Source organism: Halomonas sp. GFAJ-1, assembly GCF_000236625.2.
Lineage (GTDB): Bacteria > Pseudomonadota > Gammaproteobacteria > Pseudomonadales > Halomonadaceae > Vreelandella.
The window spans coordinates 81,241-93,820 of the sequence record NZ_AHBC01000002.1; the positions used below are offsets into that span (position 1 = coordinate 81,241).

At 52.6% G+C, this 12,580-nt stretch carries 11 protein-coding genes; 4 read left to right on the forward strand and 7 right to left on the reverse strand.

What is annotated here, in order from left to right; genetic code table 11:
* Positions 1-15: 15 nt before the first annotated feature.
* The 6 genes from MOY_RS00635 to MOY_RS00660 all read right to left on the reverse strand — a co-directional run bounded on the left by MOY_RS00635 (position 16) and on the right by MOY_RS00660 (position 7,094).
* Complete coding sequence (locus MOY_RS00635; protein WP_009095372.1) at positions 16-1,230, reverse strand: EAL and HDOD domain-containing protein; 1,215 nt, start codon at positions 1,228-1,230, stop codon at positions 16-18.
* A gap of 109 nt (positions 1,231-1,339) precedes the next feature.
* On the reverse strand, positions 1,340-4,075 hold the full coding sequence (locus tag MOY_RS00640; RefSeq protein ID WP_009095375.1) for a sensor histidine kinase: 2,736 nt from the start codon (positions 4,073-4,075) through the stop codon (positions 1,340-1,342).
* Between the two features lie 2 nt (positions 4,076-4,077).
* Positions 4,078-4,287: a hypothetical protein gene (locus MOY_RS00645; protein ID WP_009095377.1), complete on the reverse strand. Its 210-nt coding sequence runs from the start codon at positions 4,285-4,287 to the stop codon at positions 4,078-4,080.
* On the reverse strand, positions 4,284-6,347 hold the full coding sequence (locus tag MOY_RS00650; RefSeq protein ID WP_009095379.1) for a 3'-5' exonuclease: 2,064 nt from the start codon (positions 6,345-6,347) through the stop codon (positions 4,284-4,286). Before MOY_RS00650 ends, MOY_RS00645 begins: the two co-directional genes overlap by 4 nt.
* Positions 6,344-6,718, reverse strand: coding sequence for a response regulator transcription factor (locus MOY_RS00655; protein ID WP_009095381.1), 375 nt, complete (start codon positions 6,716-6,718; stop codon positions 6,344-6,346). The genes MOY_RS00650 and MOY_RS00655 overlap by 4 nt, the downstream gene beginning before the upstream one ends.
* Before the next feature lie 112 nt (positions 6,719-6,830).
* Positions 6,831-7,094: a hypothetical protein gene (locus MOY_RS00660; RefSeq protein ID WP_009095393.1), complete on the reverse strand. Its 264-nt coding sequence runs from the start codon at positions 7,092-7,094 to the stop codon at positions 6,831-6,833.
* Between the two features lie 248 nt (positions 7,095-7,342).
* Here MOY_RS00660 and MOY_RS00665 point away from each other — a divergent pair, with 248 nt between their 5' ends.
* The 4 genes from MOY_RS00665 to MOY_RS00680 are packed head-to-tail and all read left to right on the forward strand — an operon-like array spanning position 7,343 to position 11,490.
* A complete protein-coding gene (locus MOY_RS00665; protein WP_009095395.1) occupies positions 7,343-9,019 on the forward strand; it encodes a carbon starvation CstA family protein in 1,677 nt (558 codons plus the stop codon).
* Positions 9,020-9,063: 44 nt separating this feature from the next.
* Positions 9,064-9,366, forward strand: a complete 303-nt coding sequence (locus MOY_RS00670) for a cory-CC-star protein (RefSeq protein WP_009095396.1) — start codon at positions 9,064-9,066, stop codon at positions 9,364-9,366.
* A gap of 52 nt (positions 9,367-9,418) precedes the next feature.
* Positions 9,419-10,426: an ArsA family ATPase gene (locus MOY_RS00675; RefSeq protein ID WP_009095398.1), complete on the forward strand. Its 1,008-nt coding sequence runs from the start codon at positions 9,419-9,421 to the stop codon at positions 10,424-10,426.
* Positions 10,426-11,490, forward strand: coding sequence for a tRNA-queuosine alpha-mannosyltransferase domain-containing protein (locus MOY_RS00680; RefSeq protein WP_009095400.1), 1,065 nt, complete (start codon positions 10,426-10,428; stop codon positions 11,488-11,490). Before MOY_RS00675 ends, MOY_RS00680 begins: the two co-directional genes overlap by 1 nt.
* Positions 11,491-11,508: 18 nt before the next feature.
* On the opposite strand, the gene MOY_RS00685 is transcribed toward MOY_RS00680, so the two are convergent.
* On the reverse strand, positions 11,509-12,579 hold the full coding sequence (locus tag MOY_RS00685) for a hypothetical protein (RefSeq protein ID WP_009095401.1): 1,071 nt from the start codon (positions 12,577-12,579) through the stop codon (positions 11,509-11,511).
* Position 12,580: the final 1 nt, after the last annotated feature.

A 12,580-nucleotide genomic window follows, 5' to 3' on the forward strand; every position in this document is an offset into this window, starting at 1 on the left:
TTTATCGAGCCTGACCTAGCCAGTATGGCAATCTACTAACGCGCGTGCTTTTGCTGCTGCTTGAATCATGATGTTGTCTGGAAAGTCTAGCGGTGAGAGTTGTTTTTCTGCGGACTCTACATCATCAAGTAACTGACCCAATGAGCCAGAGCGCTTATTTATCGCTTCTTCTATAGTCTTACCTAGCTTTATTTCTCTTGAAACCACTTCTTCGCTTACGTCGAGAATAGTAGGCATCAGCGAAAACAGCCCGGTGATAAAGCCTTCTTGATCATCAATATTTCGGTGGTCGGCCATGATTTCACAAGCAAAAGCACGAGTTAGCCCCTTTATAAGATTTAACTTACTAGCAGGACTGTTAGCAGCAAGCATAACGATGGCAACGAGGGTGCGTAATTCTCGAAGCCCAATAATTTGTAGACAGTCAATTAGTTTTGTTTGAATCTGTCGCGTACCCTTAGCTGCCGAGTTAGCGCGCTTGAAAATTGCGTGTAGAAGATAAGGGTCTCTCGCTATTAAAGAGCTAATATCGGAGAGTTTTACATTGTCACGATATAAAATAGCCAGAAGTTGCAGCTGATTCGCCTGAGAAGCAGAACGTCGCGCCAAACTAGAGACTTGACTCTTTGGTCGTTCGTAAAAATAGCCTTGGAAGAGAGAAAAACCTAACAGCTTACAATAGTCAAAATCTTCCTGTGTTTCTACTCTCTCTGCCAGCAGTGTAAACCCATCCTCAATTAGCTTTTTAACCAGTTTCTCAGGAATTTTGTTGGAAATATCGAATTTGATAATATCGCAAAAGGGTAAAAAGGCTTGATTCTGGCTATCCAGGACAAAGTCATCTAAGGCAAGCTTGTAGCCCAGCTGTTTAAGATTTTTTAAAGCATATAGTACTTCTTTAGTGGCCGGTGTATTTTCCAAAATTTCAATTACGACACGCTGGCTAGGTAGGCCTGTAAGGTCTGGATTTATTAACCAGCCTTCTGAAGCGTTGATAAATAAGCTTCTTGGGCCGCATAAATCATCTAGTCCAATTTCGTAAACGGCTACAGCGCAGGCTCGAGCGGTAGCTTGTACATCGTCAATGACGGTGGCAGACTCAATGGAATTATTAGCACGGTAAAGGAGCTCATCGGCTATGTGATGGAGCTGTGCATCCACGATAGGCTGGATGGCGATCGTATATTTTGAAAGTGAGTCTGAATGGTTAGAAGTAAGATTTTTGCTCATTCACGGATCCATGGAATGCGTCTTTAGGCTACTGCGTAAGTCCAGAGCAAAGAATAACTTAATTTAAGTAAGTAAAGCCAGCAGAGATTAGTAATTTACTAGGCTATAGCTAGTCATTAACTGGGGCGGCGGGTAATTCCAGTGTTAAACAAGCACCGCCTAGCTGTTTAGCGTCCTCAACCCAGAGCCGCCCGCCAAGATGAGCGATAATACCTCGGCTAATGGGTAAGCCTAAGCCACTACCTTTGGGCCTACCTTTCGGGAGTTCGCCATCTCGTTGTATTTGGTGGAATTTCTCAAATACTCGCTCTCGCTCCTCGATGCCAATACCCGGGCCATTATCCTCAACGCTTAAGCGGAAATGTCGGCGGTGGTGGTAGAGTGCCAAGCGTACCTTGGGATGTTGGCGGTCGGCGAATTTACCCGCATTATCTAACAGGTTAATAATCACCTGTTCTAACCGGTCGTGGTCGCCAATCACTATTGCGGGGTCGGCCTCAATCGAAACGTCTAAAACGATGCCGTGCTCTTCATGCAGATGGGCAATTGCATTAATGCTGTGGCGGGCCAGCGCCGCTAAATCAAGAGGCTCTGGGTTCAGTGTTAAGCGACCGCTCTCAAGGCGAGCCAAGTCTAATATCTCTTCAATCAAGCGGGATAACCGCTGGCTCTCGTGAACGATAACACCAAGAAAATGCTTGCGCTTCTCGTCGGGCAGTTGGTCACTATCGCGTAAGATTTCAGCAAAAGCGCGGATAGACGTTAACGGTGTTCGCAGCTCGTGGCTGACCATGGCTACAAATTCATCTTTTAACCGGTCCAGTTCGCGCAGCCGCTCGTTAGCGCTGCGCAGCTCTTCGCCAATTTGCGCTAACTCTTGGGATTTCTGTTCCAGTCGCCGGTTGTACTCAATGGTTTGAGAAGTGGTGTCGAGAATCCTCAGAACAGATTCGATATCCAACGCTTCACCGCGTACCACTGAGTTGATCAAAACCCGTGCTGATGCACTGCCAAGAGCCCCTGCAAGGGCCTGCTCTGCCCGGGTAATTAACTCGGGCGGGGCAGTCTCATCAGGCGCAAAGAGGAGTTTGTTGCCGCTGTGGCGGAATACTCGCTGGGTGGTTTGCTCGCCTAAATAGCGAACCAGTAACTCTTTTAACGCCCCTTGAGTGGTTTGCCCACGCCACAGCGAGGTGGTTTGTAAATTGGGGTGCATCGCCTCAGTGAATAGCGCTGCTTGGGTCTGTTCTAAGGGGGAGGGGCGGGTAAATAGAGAAACACCCACCAGAAGCCCCACGTTGGCGAGCATGCTCCACAGCAACGAGTGGCTGTAAATATCCCAGTTTTCCAGCCCAAACAGGCTGTAAGGTATAAGCCAGGCAATGCCCCATGGCCCTTCGGTTAATAGCGTAGCGCTTAGCCAGCCTGACTGAGCAAAGCCTGGCAGCAAAAGGGTGTAACACCACACGAGAAAACCGGCGATTAAACCAAGAGTAGCCCCTTGGCGCGTGGCGCCACGCCAGTAAAGGCCTATCAATAACGCAGGGGCAAACTGAGCCGCACCTGCAAATGACACTAGACCAATAGTGACTAAGCTGTAGGAGTCGCCGATCAGTGCATGGTAGAGATACCCAAGCAGCAGAATAAGCACGATGGCGATACGTCGAATACCCAGTAGCCAGCCGGCAAGTTCCCCTTTGGTGCTCAAATGAAGTCGCTTGGAGCGCAAGAGCAACGGCATAACCAGCTGGTTGCTCACCATGGTTGAGAGCGCAATGGTTTCGACAATTACCATGCCTGTGGCTGCAGAAAGTCCGCCGATAAAAACAAGCAGTGGCAAGCCTTCTAACCCTGCTGAAAGGGGCAGGGTGAGTACAAAACTGTCAGGGTCCCCTGCGCTTACGCCCAGCAGAAGACCTGCGAGGGCGATGGGGATCACGAATAGGTTAATTAGCAGCATATAAAGCGGGAATAGCCAGCTTGCCCGGGCCAAGTGTTGCTCATCGACATTCTCTACTACCAATACCTGGAACTGGCGCGGCAGTGTTAAGAAAGCTAGAAAGGCGAGAGCTAGCATGCCGACCCAGCCGGTTGCTCCCCCCGGCACGCTATCTAAACTCATGCTGTTCATCAGGGCAGGGGTGGCAGCCACTTCAGCAAATAGTGCCGCCGGTCCTTCAAACATGACGAAAACCACAAATATCCCAACGGCCATAAACGCCACCAGTTTCACCAGGGACTCTAAAGCGATAGCGGCCACCATGCCTTCATGGCGCTCGCTGGCATCCAAGTGGCGGGTGCCGAATAGAATAATAAAAACGGCCAATACCAACGCGACCCAAAGAGATTTATCCATCCAAAACCGTTCATCGACCAGGGTGGTGTCGGCGGTGTGAGGATAGTTGATCAATACCGCATGGCTAACGGTGATGGCTTTTAACTGCAAGGCAATGTAAGGCGTAATGCTAATTAGCGCCATTAGCGCTACCAGGGCGCCGAGCGTGGTGTTTTTACCGTAGCGGGCGCTGATAAAGTCGGCAATGGAGGTGATTCGCTGCCGTGCCGCTATGCGAACCATTTTGCGAATGACCGAGGGGGCCAACAGCATTGCCAGGGTAGGGCCAAGGTAGATCAGTAAAAAGCTGGGGCCATGTTCCGCCGCTCGGCCTACGCTGCCGTAGAACGTCCAGGCCGTACAGTACACAGCAATAGAGAGCGCATAAACCGTGGGCGAGCCAATCAGTGAGCGGCCCTGTTCGGCGCGCCGATCGCCCCAGGCGGCTACCACAAACAGTAGCGCCAAATAGCCAAACGCGGTGCCGAGAATAATAGGGTCTGTACGCATGGTTAGCGTCCCGCGCGATGTTCCATTAGCCAAGCGGTTAAACCGATGACCACCGCCCAGGCGATAAACAGATAAAGCGGTAGCCAGCCCACGTTAAACGAGGGCAAGCGGTCCACTATGATGATGAGTGGTGGGCAGAACAGCAGCAGGGTAACGGCAACTAAAGCCATTAAACGCTCTACTTTACGCGAGTGGGCACCGGTAGGTTTCATGAGGCACTAGCATCCTGTCGGTCAAACGCATTGGCTTGCAGCGTTAGCAGCTGCTCCAGCGTATCAATGCCGCGGGCTTCCAAGCGTGGTAGCAGCGCTAGCCATAGCTCGGCGGTGACCCTGGCATCACCTAATGCAGTGTGGCGGGTACCGGGTGGGAAAGCTAGGTCGTAACGCTTGGCAAGGCTATCCAGGTCGTGCCCGTCTAGCGCTTCGTCTAGCGCCCGAGAGATGAGTAAAGTGTCGATCACCGGGTTATCAAACGCGACTCCTTTATGGCTAATGGCTAAAAGGTCAAAGGCAGCGTTATGGGCCAGTAGCACAGCCTCCCCGATGTAGTCGCGAAAATGGGTAAGTACAATATCCAGCGGCGGCGCGCCGGCGACATCGGCATCTGTGAGGCCGTGAATAGCGGTACTCGCTGGAGGAATAGGCCGTTTGGGATCCACCTTTTGGTCAAACACATCGCTGGCTAGCAGACGTGCGTTGACCACTCGGCAGGCCCCAAGGCTGATTACCGTATCGCCACGGCGTAGTTCAAGCCCGGTAGTTTCAGTATCAAAGGCAACCACGTCTAAGCTGCGAAGCGAGCGGTTGGCCAATGCTTCATCGGGAGGGGGCAGATCAGCGATACCAAAGTCGTGAAACTCAGGTCGCGGTGGGGCAGGCTCTCGTGGGGCACCTACCCGCTCAATGGCGGGGAGAGGCATCCGCAGCCGAGCATGTAAGCCATCATCATCGGCTAGGCTCCAGATATCGCTCGCGTGTTGGCGCAGTACATCGGCCACTTTGGGTGTTAGCGGTAGGCTGGCGATAGGTTGATGTTGCCATGCGGCGAGTTCATGTTCGGGTAACGCTTTGCCTTGCCAAATAAGGTCTAGATAGACCCGCTTATTGCCCAAGCATATTTCACCCTCAAAGCCGCTGTCGGGGAGGTGAGCACTTAGCTGCTTTACCAGTGAATCAAACAGGGCGATGAGTGCCGGGGCATCCCCTTTAAACCAGGCGGGCATGCCTACTGGCGTGATTAGTCGATGCTCTGGGTCTAAGCGTTCATCTAAGGCTTGCCAGAAGTCGTTCGACCACATCGGGGTTAATCGCTCGCCCTGATGCTGTAAATCATCCAGCAGTTGGCCAATTTTGGCCACGTTGTCACCTAGCGTAGTGCCCTCTTCGTGAATAACCCGCTCGAAGCGCTGGCGCAGCAGTGACGTATCTGTATCGTTTTGATGGCGTAGTTGAGTCAGGGCATCAGCGGCACTGGTGAGGCTGGCGGTGTGCTGGCGTAGCGGCGTTAGCATGCTGGCTAGCTCTGCGCGTACGCCCATTTCGCTGGACCACGACGCCGTGGCATCGCTAAAGGTCAGCAGAGTTTCACCGTCGCTACCGGGTACGCGTCGCAGAATTACTTTTAGCCAGCGATTATCACAGGGGGTGAGCAATTCTCTAGGCGAGCCATCGCTGGGCAACTGGCTAAGTGCATTCTGTAGGCTGCCTACGGGCAGCAGGGCTTCCAGCCGTTTGCCTAAGCCTAGTCCTGTGTTGCCTTCAAAAAAGTCTTCGGCTGCTTGGTTAAATAGCATCAGTCGACGATGGTGGTCACACAGTAGCAGCGGCGTTTCAAGAACCTGTAGAAGAGTTTCAAGTTCCTGGCGAATGCGCGCCGCGCTTCTTGCACCTTCAGCATGGGCAGTGGCAAGGCGGCTGCGGTCAATACGCCAACTTTCACGCACGCGGCGTAGGTCGGGGGCTAGCGCTTTAAGCCAACCTTCTGGCGGGTGCTCATCCCGGGCGTCGGGGTTGGCGACTAAGCGGGCCAGCTGCACTTGAAGGTGACGAAGTGGGGTAAATAGCATGCGTTCCAGGAGTAAACCCACCAGAAAAATCGTGGCGCCGCCGGAAAAGCTGCCCAGCCACAACGCCAGCCGTGTTAAGCCCGTCGGTGCAAGTTGAGCATCTAGCCAAGCGGCAAAAATAGCGCCGCCAAGCAGGCTAATGCCGCTGAGAATAAGCCATAAGCCAATCAGGCGTTGGCGTTTAGGCAGCCCGCCTTTTGTCATGGCTGCTCCTCAGTTAACAGGGCTTTAACTTTTTCAACTAAAGATTGAGTTGAGAAGGGTTTGGTAATGTAGTCGTCGGCGCCCAGGGCCATGCCCTTTTCGCGTTCTACATCACGCCCGTGGGCGGTAAGCATAATAATCGGCAATTGGGCAGTGGCTTCTTGACCACGCAGACGCTCCAGTACATCAAAGCCGCTCATGCCCGGCAGGCTAATGTCTAGTAGCAAGAGATCAGGTGAGGCGCTGTTTACCTGCTCCAACGCCTGTTCACCATCTTCGGCGGTGACGACTTCAAAACCTGCTTGCTCCATTAGAAACTCTAACGACAGCAAAATGTTGGGTTCGTCATCGACCACAAGCACTTTGGCCATGTATCTCTCCCTGATCATATTGTAGTGGGTTATCCAAGGAGTTTAGGTAGGCTCAGCGGCGGGGCCAAGACGACCTTCGACGTGTGCGCCCCAAAATGGGGCTAATCATGCTTTATCCAGCTTGACGCTTAGGGCCAAATGGACCAAGCCAAAGCCATACTTGAGAAACAACCAGCAGCGGTAAAAGCCATAGCGGTGCTCCTGTTGTTTTAACGAGTAGCTGAAAAATAATAAAACCAGTAACACCCCCTATAATACCGATATAAGCAAGCCCTGATGGGCGTGAAGTGGTGCCGCGTTTAGTAAAGCGAAACAGGTAGCCTGTGGCCGCCCCAAGGAGCAATGCGCACAATAACAACAGAAGTAGGGTCGGCATGTGATTCTCATGGGCTAGGTATTTTATCGTTTAGATTAGCCTTTATGAGCTGCTGGCGGCTCTACAACTTTGTATTTACAAAACGTTGTATTTACACAACTTTGTATTTGTACAACTTTGGGATTAATTAAAAGAAGAGATGGGCTTCTTCATAGACTTACACGTTTGATGATACCACTATAGTCAGGTGGCAATGAGCTAACGAATATTGTCAACAATAACGAGAAACTACCAAAGGAGCTGCGCCCATGAGTGCTATTGTCCTGCTGGTGGTAGGCCTTGCGGCAATGGCCTTAGGGTATTTTGTATACTCTAAGTTCATTGCAGAAAAGATCTACCAGTTAGATCCTGACTTTAAAACCCCTGCCCATGAGTTTGAAGATGGCGTTGATTACGTACCCACCAATCGGTTTGTGCTGTGGGGCCACCACTTTACATCGGTAGCCGGTGCGGCGCCTATTGTTGGGCCTGCTATTGCGGTTATCTGGGGCTGGGCACCCGCTTTTTTATGGGTGGTACTGGGTACCATTTTCTTTGCTGGGATACATGATTTTGGTGCCATTTGGGCCAGTGTTCGCAATAAAGCCAAGTCGGTGGGTGCGCTAACCGGCGACGTTGTAGGTAAGCGGGCACGAAGCATCTTTATGATCGTGATTTTCCTAGTACTGCTGATGGTCAACGCTGTGTTTGCCGTGGTCATCGCTGGATTAATGATGAACTTCTCTAGCGCAGTGGTGCCGGTGTGGGGAGCTATTATTGTTGCCCTGATTATTGGCCAATTGATTTATCGCCGCATTCTTAGCCTACCGGTGGTTTCCATTATTGGTGTGGCGGCGCTTTATCTATTAATCGGCATTGGGCCCTCGGTTCCTGTTCAGATGCCTGCAGAAGTTGCCGGCATGTCAGGTAATGCGGTGTGGATTCTGATTCTATTTGGCTACGCGGCTATTGCGTCGCTGCTGCCCGTGTGGATGCTTCTTCAGCCGCGAGATTACATCAATGGTCTGCAGCTGTTTATTGGCTTGATTATCCTTTACGGTGCGTTGGTACTGTTGAACCCAACGCTAGTAGCTCCCGCCTTTAACAGCGATGTTCCGGCAGGTACGCCATCGTTGATTCCCTTGCTATTCGTGACCATTGCCTGCGGCGCTATCTCTGGGTTCCATGGATTGGTTTCCTCGGGAACAACGTCTAAACAGCTTAATAGAGAGACCGATGCTCGCTTTGTCGGCTACTTCGGGGCGGTTGGTGAAGGCATGTTAGCGCTGGCGGCTATTCTTGCAGCCACGGCAGGTTTCGCCACATTAGGTGATTGGCAGGCGATGTACAGTGCCTTCGGCCAGGGCGGTGTAAATGCCTTTGTTGAAGGGGGTGCCTTTATCATTCATAACGGTATTGGCCTGCCTGAAGCAACGGCGGCGACGCTGTTAACCGTCATGGCTGCGCTGTTCGCAGGTACTACCATGGATACTGGCCTGCGCTTGCAGCGCTATATTTTCCAAGAGTGGGGCGATATTTATAATCAGCAGTGGATGAAAAAACCTGCCATTGCCACCGGTCTAGCAGTAGGTAGCTGTTTACTGCTAGCGTTTGGTGCTGGTGGCGCCGACGGCTCTGGCGGCCTGATCATTTGGCCTCTGTTTGGTACCACTAACCAGCTATTGGCGGGACTAACGCTGTTGGTTATCACCGTGATGCTGGTGCGTATGAGACGCCCAATGTGGTACACGCTGGCGCCGCTCTGCTTCCTGCTGGTAATGACCATTCTGGCACTGCTTATCCAGCTGCGTACCTTCTGGAATCAGGGCAATATGTTCCTACTGGTGCTGGATGTCGTGGTATTGATTGCAGCCATTATGGTGGCAATGGAGTGTGCGTCTGCACTGAAACGCTCGCGTGCGGACATGGCGGCGCAGAGTGACTAACCAAGTCGTAAATTGAGCTAATCAGTTAACAGAGAGGTAACGTTATGCACGATGACCCATCATCTGGGTCGTCGTCGCGTCGCGATAAATTACGGGCTTGGCTAGACCAAGCCCGTTTTTTTACCGAAGAGGTTTATAGCGCTCGCTATCGGGGTGCTATTGCTCGGGCACGGCGTGACGAAGATGACCTATTCATGCTGCTGGTATTCTCTGAAATGATGGGGCTTGAAAACCCCGCTGGCTACTACACCCTTGAGCTACAGCCGCTGCTGCTGGAACGCTTCCACGACTGGCACAAACGGATGGGGATGGAGCACTCGCCCTTGGATCATTTCCGCTGTTGTTGAGAGCGACCAGCTAAGCAACCAGTATACTGAGCTACCTATTTTGGGGATTACTATGCAAGCAGTACTGAACCGTCGCCTGCTCTGGGTAGGTGGCAAAGGCGGCGTGGGTAAAACCACCGTCGCCGCTTCCTTAGCAGTGCTTGCTGCTAGACGTGGAAAACGGGTACTAGTGGTATCCACCGATCCAGCGCATAGCCTGGGCGATGTGTTTGATCGCGCACTGTCGGATATACCGCGCCGTTTATTGCCCAATTTGGATGCCATGGAGATCGATCCTGACATCGAAGTAGAGGCGCATCTGGCCCGTGTGGTTAAACAAATGCGCCGTTATGCTGCGCCCGAAATGATGCAGGAGCTAGAGCGCCAAATGCGCCTTACCCGACAGTCGCCAGGCACCCAGGAGGCTGCTTTGCTTGAGCGGTTAGCGCGGCTGATGGTGGATGATAGTGCGCCTTATGACCTAATTATTTTCGATACCGCCCCCACTGGGCATACCCTTCGCCTGTTAACGCTGCCGGAGGCGATGGCAGCCTGGACAGACGGGCTGTTGGCGCATAACCGCAAGTCGGCAGAGCTGGGTAAGGTGCTTGAGCATTTAACGCCCAAGCGGGGCCGCGATGTTGCAACACCCTTTGACGACCCAACGGTAGACCCGTTAGACGATCTGGACGAGCGCACCCGGGATGTCGCCAAAACGCTAATTGATCGGCGGCGCCTATTCCATCAAGCCAGAAGGCGTATTGAAGATTCTAAGGCGTGTAGCTTTTTATTTGTGATGACACCTGAGCGGCTGCCGATTTTAGAAACTGATCGTGCCGTGAAAGCCCTTGAAGAGGTGCACATACCGGTTGCTGGCGTACTGATCAATCGCCTGATACCTATAGAAGCAGACGGTGACTTCCTTCAGGCGCGCCGGGAGCAGGAAGCCACCTACCTTACGCGTATTGATGAACTATTTGAGCGTTTACCACGCCCGACGTTGCCTTGGTTGCCTACCGATGTGCAAGGAATTGAAGTGTTAGAGATGTTGGCGCAAAAGCTTGAGCAACAGGGATTTTAATGCGGGTACTTTTATTATCGGCCTACGAGGCGGTGAGTCACCGCTATTGGGCACAAAGTTTAATGACTGCGCTTGATGAGTTTTCTTGGACGTTACTAACCCTGCCTCCCCGTCACTTTTCGTGGCGGATTCGCGGCAATCCGCTGAGCTGGTGGCTGAAGGAGCATGAAACCCTGAGCCAGTCCTATGATGTCGTGCTGGCAACCTCGATGGTGGACTTTGCTACGCTCGTAGGGTTGTTTCCCCAGTTAGGGCAGGCTAGAAAAATTGTGTATTTTCACGAAAACCAGTTTGCCTACCCAGTGTCCAGTGAGCAGATGCCTCAGGTAGAGGCCAAAATGGTCAACCTCTATGCGGCGCTGGCAGCGGATACGATAGTCTTTAACACAGCCTATAATCGGGATTCATTTTTTGATGGTGCGCGCCAGTTTCTAAAAAAGATGCCGGAGAATCTGCCTGCTGCCAAGCCATTGGAGCAGATGCGTCAGCGGTCAAAGGTGCTGCCGGTACCCATAGCCTCGGTAGATAATGCCCCCCAAGTGAATGCGAACCCGCGGCGTGTCATGTGGAATCATCGCTGGGAGTACGATAAAAATCCTGAGGATTTTTTTGGCGTTCTGTTCACGCTAAGCGAGCAGCAGGTGCCGTTTGAGCTAGCGGTGCTTGGTCAACGCTTCCGAGATGTGCCGCCCATTTTTGCAGAGGCTGAACAGCGCCTTGCCAAGCAAACGATTTGTTGGGGGCCGCAGCCAGAGCCAGAATACCGTGCACTCCTTAATGGCGGCGGCATCGTGGTCTCAACCACTTGGCATGAGTTCCAAGGATTGGCGATTATGGAAGCCGCCCAGCGAGGAGCGCTGCCCCTGGTGCCAAATAGGCTCTGCTTTCCCGCGCTTTACCCCGAAAAGTACCGCTATGACGGGACGACCGAAGGGCTCTATCACCGGCTATACGCTTGGCTAATGGAACCCGATAGCCAGCCGCCGTTGCTGGATACTTACCCGTGGCAATGGCCGCAGTGGCGGGGGGCTTATCGCAACCTCCTTATAGGTGAAAGCGAATAGCCAAAAGTGCTTAGTCGATTAATCCAGAGAGGCTAGTCGGCGGGTTGGCCAGTGTACCACCGCTGTATGGCGGCGCATTTTTTGGGCAAGTTTTGGGTGTTCCCGCTGTATCACACGTTCTGCGAAGTCTGACAGAAAGCGGGACTTCATTTCTGCTCGTGCGCGATCTACACCGCTGTGCTGGTAAGGGGTTGAGGCGAGCAGCATGAAACCGTCGTCGGGAATTCGTCCGGCGCGCATGTTAGCCTCAATGATCGCGGCGGCGATACCTATCGGTTCGGCTAGATCAGGCCCATAGGGGCCGATAATCAGTGCGGTGTTCGGTAGGTGAAGAAAGTCAAAGCCACGGCCTACACAAATCACCCATTCACGGTGCTCAATATCTAAATCTCGCTCTACGCCCTGTAGCTCGCTAACGTGGGCCACGTTGCCTGCTAGTAGGGGCAGTAAGTCTCGCTGTATCTCCCAGGGCATATCGGGACAGAGACTGGCAAGTTGAGTACTTAAGGCCTCTGGCGCTAGGCCGATCAAGTCACGACTGTCCAATACCTCGCCATGCTGGCCGTGGAGGATCAAAGCGTCGCTGTCGGTTTCAAACCCGCATACCAGTGGGTACACCTGCTGGTGATCATCACCAAATAACTGCCCGGCCTGCTTGGCTATGGCATAGGCATGTGCTTTGGCTGCTTCAGTGTCACAGTCAAATCCGGCGCAGCCACGTTCTTGATGCCCGCTGGAAAAGTGATAGGTAATCAACATCAATGTGGCATGCCCGGCTTTAGCAGCATCGAGTACTGAGTCGGTTAATAGCTCCCCTAAATACGGCCAGCCTAAATCAAAAATACCGCCTAAGTTTCTGAACGGGGTAATAATGCCCAGCGGTGTGCGGGTTGCATGGGGAATATGAATGCGTCCATCCATACACTTCATAACCACAATAGACGTGGGGTGCTGTGCCATATAGCGCTGCCGCGACAGCCAGGCGCCAGGGCTGCAGTAGTGCTCGGCATGCTGTTTGGAAAGGTTTAACAGCGCATCAATACGCTCAGCGATAGGCTGGTTATGGAGCAGTGTGGCAGGCGTGGGCATC

Excerpts from the sequence above, each read along its gene's own strand:
- MOY_RS00635 (WP_009095372.1), bottom strand. The coding sequence starts at position 1,230 with ATGAGCAAAAATCTTACTTCTAACCATTCAGACTCACTTTCAAAATAT.
- MOY_RS00640 (WP_009095375.1), bottom strand. The coding sequence starts at position 4,075 with ATGCGTACAGACCCTATTATTCTCGGCACCGCGTTTGGCTATTTGGCG.
- MOY_RS00645 (WP_009095377.1), bottom strand. The coding sequence starts at position 4,287 with ATGAAACCTACCGGTGCCCACTCGCGTAAAGTAGAGCGTTTAATGGCT.
- MOY_RS00650 (WP_009095379.1), bottom strand. The coding sequence starts at position 6,347 with ATGACAAAAGGCGGGCTGCCTAAACGCCAACGCCTGATTGGCTTATGG.
- MOY_RS00655 (WP_009095381.1), bottom strand. The coding sequence starts at position 6,718 with ATGGCCAAAGTGCTTGTGGTCGATGACGAACCCAACATTTTGCTGTCG.
- MOY_RS00660 (WP_009095393.1), bottom strand. The coding sequence starts at position 7,094 with ATGCCGACCCTACTTCTGTTGTTATTGTGCGCATTGCTCCTTGGGGCG.
- MOY_RS00665 (WP_009095395.1), top strand. The coding sequence starts at position 7,343 with ATGAGTGCTATTGTCCTGCTGGTGGTAGGCCTTGCGGCAATGGCCTTA.
- MOY_RS00670 (WP_009095396.1), top strand. The coding sequence starts at position 9,064 with ATGCACGATGACCCATCATCTGGGTCGTCGTCGCGTCGCGATAAATTA.
- MOY_RS00675 (WP_009095398.1), top strand. The coding sequence starts at position 9,419 with ATGCAAGCAGTACTGAACCGTCGCCTGCTCTGGGTAGGTGGCAAAGGC.
- MOY_RS00680 (WP_009095400.1), top strand. The coding sequence starts at position 10,426 with ATGCGGGTACTTTTATTATCGGCCTACGAGGCGGTGAGTCACCGCTAT.
- MOY_RS00685 (WP_009095401.1), bottom strand. The coding sequence starts at position 12,579 with ATGCCCACGCCTGCCACACTGCTCCATAACCAGCCTATCGCTGAGCGT.